Here is a 15077-nt window from a genome sequence, read left to right on the forward strand (position 1 = left end):
AATAGTAAATAATGATAGGATAATAGCGTAAGTAGTCGTAGTTTAACCCTAAATCATACGGATTATGAGTAAATATATACGATTTGTTAACGCTTTTTTATCTGAAAAATTTTATAAAGGCGAATGAAGACAAGGGGAGAGACTACGTAATGTAGCGCCGAAGGAGCAAACGGTATGTGAATCTCTCAGGCAAAAAGACTCTTGTCAGACGCAGCTCTGGAGAGTGTCTGCACAGACAGACCACCAAAGGGGAAAGTTCCCTCATGTTTTGGGGGAGTAAACTTTCAGGTAAAAGGACAGAGAAATACGCATTTAAAATGCGTATTTCTCTGTCCTTTTTTAGTGCATTTTAGTAAGAAGAGAACAACTTTAAAAATTATGCTTTTGAATGGTAAAAAGAAAGGATCGAAGCTTATGACCAAGTTAAAGAAAACACCTTTATATTCTTTATATAAAGAAATGGGAGTTAAAACGATTGATTTTGGTGGTTGGGATTTACCAGTTCAATTTACAAGCATTAAAGACGAACATGAAGCGGTAAGAACAACAGCAGGCTTGTTTGACGTTTCGCATATGGGAGAAGTAACCGTAAAAGGGAAAGACGCAGAGTCTTTTTTACAAAAACTTGTTACAAATGATGTGTCAAAGCTAAAAGCAGGTGGTGCCCAGTATACAGCAATGTGTTATGAAAATGGCGGTACAGTAGATGACCTGCTTATTTATAAAAAGGATGAAGAGGATTATTTATTAGTAATAAATGCTGGAAATACAAAGAGTGACCTTGAGTGGATCACTTCCCATGCAGCAGGCGATGTGGAAATCGAAAATATTTCAGATGATCTTGCTCTTTTGGCATTGCAAGGTCCAAAGGCCGAAGCTGTTCTACAAACATTAACGAATACAGATTTAAGCGAAATTAAATTTTTTAAGTTTAAAGATTCTGTTGATATTGCTGGTGTAAAAGCTCTTGTTTCCCGTACAGGTTACACAGGAGAAGATGGCTTTGAGTTATATTGTACTTGGGAAGATGCACCTGCTCTATGGAAAGCAATTCTTACAGCAGGAAAAGAAGAAGGAGTGCTCCCTTGTGGTTTAGGAGCAAGAGACACACTTCGTTTTGAAGCAAAGCTGCCGCTCTATGGGCAGGAGCTTACTCCAAGTATTACACCAATTGAAGCAGGAATTGGGTTTGCGGTAAAAGTTGATAAAGAAGCAAACTTTATCGGCAAAGAAGTGTTAAAGAAGCAAAAAGAAGAAGGTGCACCTCGAAAGCTTGTTGGTCTTGAAATGATTGAGAAAGGTATTCCGAGGACACATTATGAAGTGTTTGCAGGAGATAAAAAGGTTGGCGAAGTAACAACAGGTACACAATCTCCAACATTAAAGAAAAATATTGGTTTGGCTCTTTTAGATAAAGAATATGCAGAACTAGACAAAGAGGTAGAAGTACAAGTTCGTAAAAAGCGCTTAAAAGCAAAAATAGTAAAAACGCCTTTTTATAAGCGCTAATCTAAACTTTTATTAACTAAAAGCAAGGGAGAGAAACGAGCATGACGTATCGTTATTTACCGATGACTGCACAAGATAAAAAAGAAATGCTTCAAACAATTGGTGTAAAATCAACTGAAGAGTTATTTGCTGACATTCCAAAAGCGGTTCGTTTTAAAGGGAACTTAAATATTCCTAACGAATTACCAGAGCCTGAGTTGATGAAATATATGCATGAATTAGCAAATAAAAATGTGAATACAAAAGAATATTCATCATTTTTAGGTGCTGGTGTGTATGATCATTATATCCCTTCCATTGTTGATCATGTGATTTCTCGTTCAGAATTTTATACAGCTTATACACCGTATCAGCCCGAAATTTCTCAAGGAGAACTGCAAGCTATTTTTGAATTCCAAACAATGATTTGTGAATTAACGGGAATGGAAGTTGCCAATTCTTCGATGTATGACGGACCAACCGCATTAGCTGAAGCGGCAATGCTCAGTGCAGGTCAGACAAAAAAGAAAAAAATCCTCGTTTCAAGAGCGGTTCACCCAGAAGCGCGTGCGGTTATTTATACAAATGCAAAGGGACAAAATCTTGAAGTGGTGGAAATTGAAACAACGAATGGTGTCACAGATGTGGAAGCATTAAAGAAACAGTTTGATCGTGACACAGCGTGTGTTGTTGTGCAGTATCCAAACTTTTACGGGCAAATTGAGTCGTTAAAAGAAATCGAAACGATTGTGCATGCTGAAAAGTCCATGTTTGTTGTATCTTCTAATCCGCTTGCGCTTGGCTTATTAACACCTCCTGGAAAACTTGGTGCTGATATTGTTGTAGGTGATGCACAGCCATTTGGTATTCCTGCACAGTTTGGCGGTCCGCACTGCGGCTATTTTGCGGTAACAAAAAAATTAATGCGTAAAGTACCAGGGCGTCTTGTCGGCCAAACAGTTGATGAAGATGGTAAACGCGGTTTTGTATTAACGCTGCAAGCGCGTGAACAGCACATTCGTCGTGATAAAGCGACCTCTAATATTTGTTCAAACCAAGCATTAAATGCCCTAGCAGCATCTGTTGCCATGACAGCTCTTGGTAAAAAAGGTGTTAAAGAGATGGCACAGCAAAACCTTAACAAAGCTTATTATGCAAAAAAGGTAGCTGAAGCACACGGTTTAGAAGCGGCGTTTCCCGGCCCATTTTTTAATGAGTTTGTTCTCAAACTAAATAAGCCGGTTGCTGAAGTAAATCGCGCGTTACTAAAGAAAGGTTTTATTGGTGGCTATGACCTTGGAAAAGATGACCCAGCATTAGAAAATCATATGCTTGTTGCGGTGACGGAAAGTCGTACGAAAGCGGAAATCGATCAGTTTGTAGAAGAAGTGGGGGATTACAATGGTAAATAAAGATCAAGCACTTATTTTTGAATTAAGTAAAGAAGGCCGTGTTGGATACAGTTTGCCGGAATGTGATGTTCCTGAAATTGAATTAAACGCACTTGTTTCAAGTGAATATGTTCGCAGTGAAGAACCGGAACTGCCGGAAGTTTCAGAGTTGCAAATTATGCGTCATTATACGGCACTATCAAAACGTAATCATGGGGTAGACTCAGGATTTTATCCGCTTGGTTCTTGTACAATGAAGTATAATCCAAAAATTAATGAAAATGTCGCGCGTATTCCTGGTCTTGCTTATGTGCATCCATATCAGGCTGAGGAAACAGTGCAGGGATCAATGCAGCTTCTTTATGAACTGCAAACGTCTTTAGCTGAAATTACAGGTATGGATGAAGTAACTCTTCAGCCGGCAGCTGGTGCTCATGGTGAGTGGACGGGATTAATGATGATTCGCGCATATCATGAAGCAAACGGTGATTTTAACCGTACAAAAGTGATTTGTCCAGATTCTGCGCACGGTACAAATCCAGCTTCTGCGGTTGTTGCTGGTCTTGATGTTGTCACAGTAAACTCTGATGAAAATGGTCTTGTTGATTTAGAAGATTTAAAGCGGGTTGTTGGTGATGATACAGCAGCTTTAATGCTTACAAATCCAAATACGCTTGGTCTTTTTGAAGAACATATTTTAGAGATGGCTAAGATCATTCATGAAGCCGGCGGAAAGCTTTATTATGATGGGGCAAACATGAATGCCATTATGGGGTATGCGCGTCCTGGCGATATGGGCTTTGATGTTGTGCATTTAAATCTTCATAAAACATTTACTGGTCCGCATGGTGGAGGCGGTCCGGGATCTGGCCCTGTTGGGGTTAAGAAAGAGTTAATTCCATTTTTACCGAAGCCTGTTTTAACTAAAGTAAATGATATGTTTACATTTGATTATAATCGTCCGCAATCGATTGGCCGCGTGAAGCCTTACTATGGAAATTACGGAATTAACGTTCGTGCTTATACGTATATTCGTACAATGGGTCCTGAAGGATTAAAGCAAGTATCAGAATATGCGGTATTAAATGCAAACTATTTAATGCGCCGTTTAGAGCCTTATTTTGACCTTCCGTTTAACAAACATTGTAAGCATGAATTTGTACTTTCAGGTAAACGTCAGAAAAAGTTAGGTGTCCGCACATTAGATATGGCGAAACGTTTGTTAGACTTTGGTTATCATCCACCGACGATTTACTTTCCGCTTATTGTGGAAGAGTGCATGATGATTGAGCCGACTGAAACCGAAGCAAAAGAAACGCTCGATGAATTTGCGAATGCAATGATTCAAATTGCAAAAGAAGCAGAGGAAAATCCAGAAATTGTTCAGGAAGCGCCTCATACAACAATTGTAAAACGTCTTGATGAAACATTAGCGGCAAGAAAGCCAGTTTTACGTTATGAAAAACAAGCGAAAGAAAAAGTGACTTCATAATGAAGTCACTTTTTCTTTTTACACATAAAATTATTTTTTAGCTTTTACTTTGCCAGTCCACTTTTTAAAGCCGCCTTTTAATTGATAAAGGTCATTATGGCCCTTGCGTTTTAATTGCTGAGCAGCGCGTGAGCTTCGGACAGTTCCTTCACAGTATAAATAGACAGGCTTATCTTTTCTAATTTCATTGGCACGCATCCGGAATTGAGAGACAGGAATATTTCGTGCTCCGAGAATATGGCCATTTTCAAATTCCTGAGGCTCGCGCACATCAATTAACTGTGCTTTACGATAGCCTTCTTTAAATTCTTCTTCTGTCAGCGTTTTTAAATAGCGCTTTTGATACAGCTTGCTGCCTACTGTGTACAAAATGAACACGATAAGGATTGCTAAAAGTATTTCCATAAAACAATTGACACTCCTTTATAAACCTTCAATCTTCTCCATATGTATTATAGACGTTAATGAGCAAGAATCAAAGGGTTATTTTTAAAGCGTTTTTATATAAAATAGATTTCTTTTAGGATGTCCATTATTTTGATAAACTAGAAAAGGAGAATTTATTGGAGAGGACTTTATGATGAAGGAAACATGGTATTTTATTGACTCAGGATTATGCTCACCAGCATACAACATGGCATTAGATGAGGCGCTTCTTGATTGGCACAGCAAAGGAGAAATTCTGCCAACGATTCGTTTTTATGGATGGAATCCGGCGACATTATCTGTTGGATACTTTCAAAAAGTTGAAAAAGAAATTGATTTAGAAGAAGTAAGAAAAAATGAATTTGGCTTAGTAAGGCGTCCAACAGGAGGAAGAGCTGTTCTGCATGACCAAGAGTTAACATACAGCGTTATTGTCTCCGAAGATCATCCTGAAATGCCGCGCACAGTGACAGAAGCTTATCGTGTCATTTCAGAAGGGATTTTAGAAGGTTTTCGTCTGCTTGGTCTTGACGCTTATTTTGCAGTACCAAGAACAGAGGAAGAGAAACAGGCATTAAAAACGCCGCGTTCATCTGTTTGTTTTGATGCTCCGTCTTGGTATGAGCTTGTTGTAGAAGGGCGCAAAGTAGCCGGAAGTGCTCAAACAAGACAAAAAGGTGTTATTTTGCAGCACGGCTCTATTCTGCTCGATATTGATGAAGATAAGCTGTTTAGTTTATTTAAGTTTTCGAGTGAACGTGTTAAAGAGCGAATGCAACGCAATTTTAAAAATAAAGCCGTTGCGATTAATGCGCTTTCTGAAACGAGAATAACCCTTGAGGAAACACGAAAGGCATTTAAAGAAGGATTTGAACGAGGGCTAAACATTGAACTAAAGCCTTATCAGCTTACAGCAGAACAAGAAGAAGTTGTCCAAAAAATAGCAAAAGAGCGTTATGAAAATGATCAATGGACATTTCGTCGTTAAACAAACTGCACAAATTGTGCAGTTTGTTTTATTCTGTTGATTTGTCAGAATTTAAAGACTTTATGAGTGGTTTAAACTGTAAAGAAAATTTCTTGATCTAGTAAGGGGTTCAAAAAAACACGATTTTTGCAACAGATAAAAATAGTGAAAATGAGCGATTTCGACATATTGATCGTTCATTCTCTTTTATTTGCTACATTTTTTAAGGAAATTTAAATTTGACAAATTTAAATTTCGCTAGATTAAAACACAATATATAGTGTATGATTATAAAAAGCGGACACTATATATTGATATTTTCGTATTGATGTTTTAGTGTGCGCTGTGATATTATAAGTCCTAGCGCTACATACAACAAGAATAGCAGAAAATGCCATTCTTTATATAGGAGGAGATGAAATGGCGGCAACATTGGTGGGGAAAAGTAAAATTAATATTGAGCAGTTGAATAAAGACATTGAAAAATTCCCTCAAGTCCATTCCATTACAGAAGACATGAAGATCGCTCATAAAGGGGTATCACGCCTTGTTATGCTCGATCGCTATGCTTTTAAAGACACGGAAAAGAAAACATTAAAAACAGGCGATTTTGTCGTTCTAACAGTAAAAGAAGATCCAAACTTCCCGGCACGCGGACTTGGATTTATTACCGAGATTATCGCAGAAGAAAATAAAGTGAAAATTTTAGTGGAAGAAGAGTACAAGCACAACTTAGAAAAGCCTGAAGAAGCTGAAACAGGAATTGTAACACGCTCTCTTGATTCAATTGATAAACCGCTTGAAATTTATTACGAGCAAATCGCAAAGAGAAACGCGTCAGGCTTAGCAGCTGTTGAAGAAACAGAAGAAAAGCGTCAAGAATCATTCGAGCAGTTTTATGAAGAACTATCATCCCTAAATTTCGTACCTGCAGGACGCGTTCTTTACGGAGCTGGTGCAGATACAGATGTAACGTACTTTAACTGCTATGTCATGCCGTTTGTTAAAGATTCACGCGAAGGCATTTCTGATCACCGTAAACAGGTGATGGAAATTATGAGCCGCGGTGGTGGTGTTGGTACAAACGGATCAACGCTTCGCCCGCGCAACACATTAGCACGCGGTGTAAACGGAAAATCATCAGGCTCTGTTTCATGGTTAGATGACATTGCAAAACTTACTCATCTTGTGGAACAAGGTGGCTCAAGACGTGGAGCACAAATGATAATGCTCGCAGATTGGCACCCTGATATTATTGAATTCATTATCTCAAAAATGCAAAACCCAAGAATTTTACGCTTCTTAATTGAAAATACAAACGATGAACAAATTAAACAGCTTGCAAGTGAAAAGCTGAAGTTTACGCCGCTTACTGAATCGGAAACAGCGATGTATCAAGGGATTTTAAATTATAAAAACATTCCTGGCTACGGCGGCTTTAGTGAAAAAATCTTTAAAGATGCAGAAGAGAAGCTTGCAGCAGGCGGTAACTATTCTGTGCACAAATCAGAATTTTTAACAGGTGCGAACATTTCTGTTTGTTTAACAAAAGAATTTATGGACGCTGTTGAAAATGACGGAGAATATGAACTGCGCTTCCCTGACGTTGAAAACTATACAAAAGAAGAAATGACAGCTTACAACGAAAATTGGCATGAATACGGCGATGTTCGTGAATGGAAAGCAAAAGGCTTTGGCGTTCGCACGTATCGTAAAATTAAAGCGCGTGAGCTTTGGAATTTAATTAATATCTGCGCAACGTATTCAGCGGAGCCGGGCATTTTCTTTATCGACAATGCGAACGATAAAACAAATGCGACTGCATATGGTCATAAAGTTGTTGCAACAAATCCGTGTGGTAGAGCAGCTTAGTTTGCCTCACGTTAAAAACTGCGGAATGAAGCGGGAACCCTGAGAAATGGTAAGTCAATTGATTTATCTGGGAATCCGAACCGAAGGCTGAATGTAAAAGTTTAGTCAGGGGCAACGCATAGGTGGTGAACCTCATTTGATGAGAATATAATCCATCCACGAGGCCGCAGCATTACGAAAAAGTAATGAAAAGATATGCTGAACTTGCAGGAAGATGAACTGTAAGAAGTAGTGGATAAAAAGCCCTACGATAACAAATTTGGAACAACCTCTCGCACCTTATTCAGTTTGTAACTTAGCTGCTGTAAATTTAGCGGAAATGGCTGATAAGCAAACTAAAACGGTCAATTTTAACAAGCTGAAGCGTACGGTTGAAATCGGTGTACGCATGCAGGATAACGTGATTGATGCAACACCGTATTTCTTAGAAGACAACAAAAAACAAGCCCTTGGCGAGCGCCGTGTTGGCTTAGGCGTAATGGGGCTTCATGACTTACTCATTTACTGTGAAACAGTGTATGGCTCTGAACAAGGAAATCAGCTTGTAGATCAAATCTTTGAGACAATTGCTGAAACTGCCTATCGTACATCAATTGAACTTGCAAAAGAAAAAGGAAGCTTCCCATTCTTAGTTGGAAAAACAGACGAAGAAACAGAAAAACTAAGAGAAGCATTTGTAAATACAGGATATATGAAAGAAATGCCAGCAGATATTCGTGAAGGTATTTTAAAATACGGTATTCGTAATTCACATTTACTGACTGTTGCTCCTACGGGTAAACAAATTGCCCCCTGCATTCGTAAGACTGCAGCGTAAACTTGGCTATATGCGGGAAACTCCGAGGATCCTTTCGTACTTGTGCCTTGCCAGCACGTTATAAGGTAAAAATCGAAAGGTGCGGACAATCCGCAGGGAAGTCGTGGCTGACCCCTCAACGACTACATGCCGAGCAACCTATAAAAGAATTAAGAACAAACGTTTGCTACCTTCTTTATTTCGAGGTATACTGGTGATATATACCAAAATTAAGAAGGAAGTGGATTGGTTTGGAAAAAGAATGTCTTAATTGCGGTAAAGTTATTAAAGTGAAGCCAAGCCATTATAAAAGGAAAAAATACTGTTCTCGTGACTGTAAAACAAAATATCAACGAGAACACCCTCCTGAAGCATGGGAAAAGTTAAGTAAACAGAAAGAAGTTGTGTGCTCTTATTGCAATAAAAAATTTTTTAGGAAACCTTCTGCTATTCAAAGTAATAACTTTTGTAATAGGGACTGCAGAAAGCTCTATTTAAGGAAGAATGGTGAACAAATTAATCAGCCACTTGAAAAAGTAAGTTACATTGTGCTGTGAGGTTTGTAAAACAAATTTTCAAGTTGTAAAGTTTAGAGAGCATACAGCTAAATATTGTTCAAAAGAGTGTTTAGGAAAGGCTAATGGAATTCGTAGTAAGGTTCAATATAAGAAGCGTAAAGTAGTATCTTGTAACAATTGTCAAAGCGAATTTGAAAAAAAGCCTTCAGAAATAAAAAAATTTAACTTTTGTTCTGTAGATTGTATGGGAATTTTTTATGAACAATCTAAAATGTTTTCAGGAGAAAATAGTGGAACTTGGGCTGGTGGAGATATTGATTATTATGGACCAAATTGGAGAAGTCAGAGAAGAAAAGCAAGAGAAAGAGATTATTTCACATGTCAAGATTGTGGAATAACAGAAGAAGAATTTGGCCAAGAATTATCGGTTCATCATATTATTCCATTTAGGAACTTTAATGGTAACTGGGAGAAAGCAAATCAGCTTTCTAATTTAGTTGCATTATGTGAATATCCTTGCCACCGCAAAAGGCATTCAAAAATGAATAAATAGGTTGATGATATAGTCTGATCCATATAGCGATATATGGAGTGGGTACTAATAACCCCACCCTTTACAAATGTAAAGAGTAACAAAAATGAGTACAGGAACAATGGTCGGAGTTTCTACAGGACTTGAGCCTTATTTCGCGTTTAAATATTACCGCAGCGGGCGATTGGGTAAATTTATTGAAGTAAATGCGCCAATTGTAGAAGAATATTTACAGCAAAATCCTGACGCCTCTGCAGACAACCTTCCTGAGTGGTTTGTATCTGCAATGGATTTATCGCCTGAAGCACATGCGGATACACAATGCGTTATTCAGCGCTGGGTAGACAGCTCGATTAGTAAAACAGTAAACGCGCCAAAAGGCTATGCTGTTGAGCAGGTACAGGGCGTATACGAGCGTTTATATAAAGGCGGCGCAAAAGGTGGTACGGTTTATGTGGACGGAAGCCGTGATGCGCAGGTATTAACATTAACAGCTGAAGAAAACAGCTTTGAAGAAACAGAAGCAGCTGTAAAACCAAAACATGAAACACATGTTGAACTTGTTGATACAATTGCTCCGCTTAAAGATACAAATGTTACAATCGGCTCTGAAGTTGGCAATGTTTGTCCTGTTTGCCGCAAAGGAACAGTCGAAGAAATCGGCGGCTGCAATACGTGTACAAACTGCAATGCACAGCTGAAATGCGGTCTTTAATTTCATAAAATAGCTAAAAAGGGATAGAACTGACACGTTCTGTCTCTTTTTTTATCCCTTCATTTTGCGCATTCTAAATGTGATGGAGGTGAAAACATGAAAGCATTTGTGCCGCAGCTTGTTTACGTTGAGCCAAGAGCATTAGAATATCCATTAGGTCGAGAATTAAAAGCAAAATTTGAAAAAATGGGGCTTGAAATCCGTGAAACGACTTCTCATAACCAAGTACGCAACATCCCTGGTGAGAATGATTTACAAAAATATCGAAATGCAAAATCAACGCTCGTAATCGGCATTCGAAAGACATTAAAATTTGATACATCCAAACCATCAGCAGAATATGCCATTCCGCTTGCGACAGGATGTATGGGCCACTGTCATTACTGTTATTTACAAACAACATTAGGCAGCAAGCCATATATTCGCACATATGTTAATCTTGATGAAATCTTTGCACAAGCTGAGAAATATATGGAAGAACGAAAGCCTGAAATTACGCGGTTTGAGGCTTCATGTACGTCTGATATTGTTGGCATTGACTATTTAACACATTCCTTAAAAAAGGCGATTGAATTTATCGGTCAATCGGAATATGGACGCTTACGCTTTACGACAAAATATGAGCATGTTGATCATCTTCTTAATGCCGATCATCAAGGAAAAACACGCTTTCGTTTTAGCATGAATTCTCATTATGTAACAAAGCATTTTGAACCCGGCACTTCACCGCTTGATGACAGAATAAAAGCAGCGGTAAAGGTAGCGGAAGCAGGATATCCATTAGGGTTTGTACTGGCCCCGCTTTATCGCCATGAAAATTGGAAAGAGGGCTATCTTGAAATGTTTAACATGATTAGTAAGGAACTGCCGAGTAAATATCATGACAGCATTACATTTGAGCTCATTCAACATCGCTTTACAAAGCCGGCTAAACGGGTCATTGAACAGCGTTATCCTAAGTCTAAGCTTGAAATGAATGAAGAAAATAGGAAATACAAATGGGGAAGATATGGTATTGGAAAATATGTGTATCCAAAAGACGAAGCGACAGAATTAAAAGAAACAATGGAGTGTTATATCGAGCAGTTCTTTCCAGAAGCAAAAATTGAATATTTTACGTAAAAGCGCTATATACAGTATTTCTCTTGCCACAGCCTTCTATCTATTGTATCATTTTAATGATTGACTTTTGTGGGATAAAAAGATTTGGAGGGATTTGAATGGCAACAACTCCAAGTATGGAGGATTATATTGAACGCATATACTTATTAATTGAAGATAAAGGCTATGCAAGAGTATCAGATATTGCAGAAGCGCTGGAAGTTCATCCCTCCTCTGTAACGAAAATGGTACAGAAGCTTGATAAAGATAAATATCTTGTATATGAAAAATATCGTGGATTTACTTTAACTCCAAAAGGAAATAAATTAGGAAAACGTCTTGTTTATCGTCATGAACTTCTTGAACAATTTCTAAATGTTATTGGTGTGGATAAAGAAAACATTTATGTAGATGTTGAAGGAATTGAGCACCACTTAAGTTGGAATGCCATTGATCGAATTGGCGATTTGTGCCAGTTCTTTGAAGAAGATAAAAATCGCATTAACGAATTAAGACAAATTCAACAAAAAAATGAAAGTGAAAATGAACAGTCATAGTCGATATGATTGTTCATTTTTTATATTTTCCTGCTGTTCACCAATACATAATTATAATGAGCAATTTTTAAAAATAAAGGTCTAATTTGTAAGGTGGTTTCTTATGATAGAAATACGAATGAAAAACGATAGTAACCGTTTAGGAGGAAAAAGCAATGCTTGTAGACGGTGTTTTTTCCGGAGGTGGCGTAAAGGCAATTGCCTTAATTGGGGCGCTTGAGGTTGTTGAAAAGCAGGGCATTACATTTAAGCGAGCTGCCGGAACGAGTGGGGGTGCTATTGTAGGTTCATTATTAATGGCTGGATATACGAGCAGTGAATTAAAGAAAATTTTATTTCAAACAAACTTAACAGAATTTTTAGATGAACCAAAATCGATTATTCCTTTTCCTTTTATTAAATGGCTTCGGTTATATTGGAAGCTTGGTATGTATAAAGGAGATCGTCTTGAAGAATGGCTCGAAACACTTTTGAAGAAAAAAGGGATTTATACGTTTCAAGATTTACCGGCGGGCTCTTTAAAAATCATTGCCTCTGATATTACAACAGGGAGATTAATTGTGTTACCAGATGATTTACAGAATTATGGAGTAAATCCTGGGACGTTTTCTGTCGCTACAGCGGTAAGGATGAGCAGTGGGTTACCATACTTTTTTGAGCCCGTGCCGTTATACAATAAAAAAGCACAAAAAAGTTTAATTGTTGATGGAGGCATTTTAAGCAATTTTCCTTTATGGGTTTTTCAGAGGAAAAATAGTCCTAGCAAAAGGCCGATTATTGGTCTTCAGCTAAGTTCAAAGCAGCATAAAATTCAAGCGCGAAAAATTAAAAATGCATTTGATTTATATTATGCTCTTTTTGCGACGATGAGAGAAGCCCATGATGCTCGTTATATTTCCAAGCATGATGCAAAAAGCATTATATTTATTCCAATTGAAAAAGTGATGACGACAAGTTTTGAAATTAATAAAAACAGTATAGATATGTTGATTAATATTGGGAAGTTAAGAGCTGAAAAATTTTTCAAAGAAAGGTGGATGCATTAAAAAACCACGCCTTAGAAAAGTGCGCGGTTTTTCTTTTTGCCTTTTTTTCCTTCAATGACTTTAAAATTGTGCTCTTTTTTTCTTTTTAATGCTTTACTTCTTAAAAGCTGATCTTTTGATTTTACTACTTTTAAATGGGATGGCTTAGAGCGCGTCTGCCGGATTGTTTGCTTTTTTTCTTTATAACGTTTTTTTGATTGCTTAGCAGCACGCTGGTAAGCAGAATCAGTTCTTCCCATTCTTGGGGCTATGAGCCACTTATATAGAAATAAAATAACGGCAACACCAATAGCAGCAAAGAATAGCATTTTTACAATTTGAAGAGGGTCTGTTATTAAGGTTGCTCCTAATCCAACAATTGCCAATCCAATCACCAAGAAAACAATCGGTTGCGAGAAACGGTTTGGCAATAAACTCACCTCCTTAAAGGTTCAAGTAAACAAGAAATTAAACAATACTTGGCTCGGTGGCTTCTTGTTCATAATCATGGTCACGCTTTAACATTTCATTAAAAGACTGAATGGCAACATCTACTTGACTATCATCTGGTTCTTTTGTTGTTAATAACTGCAGCCATAAGCCCGGATAACCTAGTATTTTTAAAACAGGAACTTCCCGAAGTTTGTTTGTAACCTGAAGAACTTCATATGAAATACCAAGCACAACAGGAATTAAAAATACACGATACAGAAGTCTTTGCCATAATGGATCAGAAGGGACAAGCAGATAAACAAACACACCGATGATTACAGTAAATAAGATAAAACTGCTTCCACACCTGTAATGTAAACGAGAACTATTTTGAACATTTTTTATTGTAAGCAGCAAACCTTGTTCATAGGCATTAATTACTTTATGTTCTGCTCCATGATATTGGAAGACTCGTTTAATTAGGGGAGTCAGTGAAATAAAGTAAATATAGCAAAGAAGTAAAAGGAGTTTAATGAAACCTTCCACTAAATTTTGTGCAATATGGCCCGGAAATATTGGACGCATAAAGTCTGCTGCAATGGCTGGAAGTATCGTAAAAATAAATTTGCCAAATAAAAAAGATAAAACACCTACCGTTGCGGCGCCCAGCAGCAGAGTAAGTTTAGAAGTTTCTTGTTCTTTTAATACTTTTTCATCATCAGCTGGATCTACATCATAACGTTCAGAAGAGAAGTTTAAATGCTTCGTTCCGTTTGCGCTTGCTTCTATTATGGCAACAATTCCGCGTAAAAAAGGAATTTTTTTAAGTTTTTGTAATACTGGATTTGACTTCTTTTTAACTTCAAAATATTCAATTGAGCGATCTTTTCGACGAACTGCTGTTACATAAGTATGCTTTCCGCCAAACATAACACCTTCAATGACGGCTTGACCGCCGTATGCGGGGCGTTTTTCATTAGACACTGTCTTTTCACCAACCTATCTCTTTGCTCAGGTGTGTCAAATTATGATTATTAGTATTATTCTACAAGGAATGGGCAGAAACCTTTAGGTTGATGACAGATTTATAATTATATTTCCCATTTTTTATTCATTTTACACATCTCGATTAGTAGAAATAAAATCTCTGTTCTAGATTAAATAAATTTAAAAAAGACGTGCATACTACAAATTGAGGTGATGGAGATGGCACAAGAGCAAAAATTGGAACAAAATCAACAAGAGCAGCCAATGTCTTTTTGGGCAAAAGCAGCTGTAATCGGCTTTTTTGGAGGGTTGCTTTGGAGTTTAATTGGTTATATTGCTTATATACTTAATTTTTCAAAAGTTGGTCCAGCGCTTGTTTTATCCCCATGGGCATTAGGAGAATGGAAAACTAAAACATTGGGACAATTAATCGGCATTGTTGTTATTGCTTTTCTTTCAGTTATTGCAGCTCTTCTTTACAAAGCCGTTCTTGCGAAATTAAAAGGAATCTGGGCTCCAATTATATTTGGTGTGCTTCTTTGGTTTCTCGTGTTTTATGTGTTAAGACCAATCTTTCCTAATTTGGAACCGATAAAAGAGATGGGTTGGAATACTATTACTACAACACTCTGTATTTATATTTTATACGGTCTTTTTGTCGGATATTCGATTTCTTTTGATTATCATGAAAATCAAAACCAAAATCAAGATCAACAAGGTGATCAGCCTGATAATAGTAAAGGCGCAAACTATTCAAATAATTAAGCCTATGATAGAA

The 15077-nt window shown here is 37.5% G+C and carries 12 protein-coding genes, 3 pseudogenes and 1 riboswitch; of the genes and pseudogenes, 12 read left to right on the top strand and 3 right to left on the bottom strand.

Annotated features, from left to right (window positions below; all coding sequences use genetic code 11):
* Positions 1-123 precede the first annotated feature (123 nt).
* Positions 124-211, top strand: a riboswitch (glycine riboswitch).
* Positions 212-414: 203 nt separating this feature from the next.
* From gcvT to gcvPB, 3 genes are read left to right on the top strand one after another with little or no spacing between them, the layout of a single operon-like run.
* Positions 415-1509, top strand: coding sequence for a glycine cleavage system aminomethyltransferase GcvT (gene gcvT, locus DS031_RS06105; RefSeq protein WP_113805038.1), 1095 nt, complete (start codon positions 415-417; stop codon positions 1507-1509).
* A gap of 41 nt (positions 1510-1550) precedes the next feature.
* Entirely contained in the window at positions 1551-2900 is a 1350-nt protein-coding gene (gcvPA, locus tag DS031_RS06110) for an aminomethyl-transferring glycine dehydrogenase subunit GcvPA (protein ID WP_113805039.1), read from the top strand.
* Positions 2890-4371 carry an aminomethyl-transferring glycine dehydrogenase subunit GcvPB gene (gcvPB, locus tag DS031_RS06115; protein WP_113805040.1) on the top strand — a complete coding sequence of 494 codons (1482 nt, stop codon included), beginning with the start codon at positions 2890-2892 and terminating at the stop codon, positions 4369-4371. The genes gcvPA and gcvPB overlap by 11 nt, the downstream gene beginning before the upstream one ends.
* 30 nt (positions 4372-4401) lie before the next feature.
* Here the strand turns inward: gcvPB and DS031_RS06120 are convergent, their stop codons facing one another.
* Positions 4402-4776: a rhodanese-like domain-containing protein gene (locus DS031_RS06120; RefSeq protein ID WP_113805041.1), complete on the bottom strand. Its 375-nt coding sequence runs from the start codon at positions 4774-4776 to the stop codon at positions 4402-4404.
* Between the two features lie 172 nt (positions 4777-4948).
* Here DS031_RS06120 and DS031_RS06125 point away from each other — a divergent pair, with 172 nt between their 5' ends.
* The 8 genes and pseudogenes from DS031_RS06125 to DS031_RS06165 all read left to right on the top strand — a co-directional run bounded on the left by DS031_RS06125 (position 4949) and on the right by DS031_RS06165 (position 12901).
* Entirely contained in the window at positions 4949-5785 is an 837-nt protein-coding gene (locus DS031_RS06125) for a lipoate--protein ligase family protein (protein ID WP_113805042.1), read from the top strand.
* Positions 5786-6184: 399 nt separating this feature from the next.
* Positions 6185-7624: pseudogene (locus DS031_RS06130) on the top strand (vitamin B12-dependent ribonucleotide reductase); the annotation flags it as partial.
* A gap of 274 nt (positions 7625-7898) precedes the next feature.
* Positions 7899-8414, top strand: a pseudogene (locus tag DS031_RS06135) (vitamin B12-dependent ribonucleotide reductase); the annotation flags it as partial.
* Between the two features lie 564 nt (positions 8415-8978).
* Positions 8979-9503, top strand: a complete 525-nt coding sequence (locus DS031_RS24065) for an HNH endonuclease (protein ID WP_245947235.1) — start codon at positions 8979-8981, stop codon at positions 9501-9503.
* A gap of 88 nt (positions 9504-9591) precedes the next feature.
* A pseudogene (locus tag DS031_RS06150) lies at positions 9592-10197 on the top strand (vitamin B12-dependent ribonucleotide reductase); the annotation flags it as partial.
* 96 nt (positions 10198-10293) lie between these two features.
* Positions 10294-11319, top strand: a complete 1026-nt coding sequence (gene splB / locus DS031_RS06155; protein ID WP_113805045.1) for a spore photoproduct lyase — start codon at positions 10294-10296, stop codon at positions 11317-11319.
* Between the two features lie 98 nt (positions 11320-11417).
* Complete coding sequence (mntR, locus tag DS031_RS06160; RefSeq protein ID WP_113805046.1) at positions 11418-11855, top strand: transcriptional regulator MntR; 438 nt, start codon at positions 11418-11420, stop codon at positions 11853-11855.
* Between the two features lie 155 nt (positions 11856-12010).
* Entirely contained in the window at positions 12011-12901 is an 891-nt protein-coding gene (locus DS031_RS06165; protein WP_113805047.1) for a patatin-like phospholipase family protein, read from the top strand.
* An 11-nt stretch (positions 12902-12912) separates the two neighbouring features.
* Here the strand turns inward: DS031_RS06165 and DS031_RS06170 are convergent, their stop codons facing one another.
* Together DS031_RS06170 and DS031_RS06175 are read right to left on the bottom strand one after the other, a co-directional pair.
* Positions 12913-13311 carry an SA1362 family protein gene (locus DS031_RS06170; RefSeq protein ID WP_113805048.1) on the bottom strand — a complete coding sequence of 133 codons (399 nt, stop codon included), beginning with the start codon at positions 13309-13311 and terminating at the stop codon, positions 12913-12915.
* A 37-nt stretch (positions 13312-13348) separates the two neighbouring features.
* Positions 13349-14296 carry a DUF1385 domain-containing protein gene (locus tag DS031_RS06175; protein ID WP_113805049.1) on the bottom strand — a complete coding sequence of 316 codons (948 nt, stop codon included), beginning with the start codon at positions 14294-14296 and terminating at the stop codon, positions 13349-13351.
* Between the two features lie 222 nt (positions 14297-14518).
* Here DS031_RS06175 and DS031_RS06180 point away from each other — a divergent pair, with 222 nt between their 5' ends.
* Entirely contained in the window at positions 14519-15064 is a 546-nt protein-coding gene (locus DS031_RS06180; protein WP_113805050.1) for a YqhR family membrane protein, read from the top strand.
* Positions 15065-15077: the final 13 nt, after the last annotated feature.

This window comes from Bacillus taeanensis (assembly GCF_003318295.1).
Lineage (GTDB): Bacteria > Bacillota > Bacilli > Bacillales > UBA6769 > Maribacillus > Maribacillus taeanensis.

What these genes read in the sequence shown, in the direction of transcription:
- DS031_RS06180 (WP_113805050.1), top strand. Translation starts at nt 14,519, where the DNA reads ATGGCACAAGAGCAAAAATTGGAACAAAATCAACAAGAGCAGCCAATG.
- mntR (WP_113805046.1), top strand. Translation starts at nt 11,418, where the DNA reads ATGGCAACAACTCCAAGTATGGAGGATTATATTGAACGCATATACTTA.
- gcvPB (WP_113805040.1), top strand. Translation starts at nt 2,890, where the DNA reads ATGGTAAATAAAGATCAAGCACTTATTTTTGAATTAAGTAAAGAAGGC.
- DS031_RS06165 (WP_113805047.1), top strand. Translation starts at nt 12,011, where the DNA reads ATGCTTGTAGACGGTGTTTTTTCCGGAGGTGGCGTAAAGGCAATTGCC.
- gcvPA (WP_113805039.1), top strand. Translation starts at nt 1,551, where the DNA reads ATGACGTATCGTTATTTACCGATGACTGCACAAGATAAAAAAGAAATG.
- DS031_RS06120 (WP_113805041.1), bottom strand. Translation starts at nt 4,776, where the DNA reads ATGGAAATACTTTTAGCAATCCTTATCGTGTTCATTTTGTACACAGTA.
- DS031_RS06125 (WP_113805042.1), top strand. Translation starts at nt 4,949, where the DNA reads ATGATGAAGGAAACATGGTATTTTATTGACTCAGGATTATGCTCACCA.
- splB (WP_113805045.1), top strand. Translation starts at nt 10,294, where the DNA reads ATGAAAGCATTTGTGCCGCAGCTTGTTTACGTTGAGCCAAGAGCATTA.
- gcvT (WP_113805038.1), top strand. Translation starts at nt 415, where the DNA reads ATGACCAAGTTAAAGAAAACACCTTTATATTCTTTATATAAAGAAATG.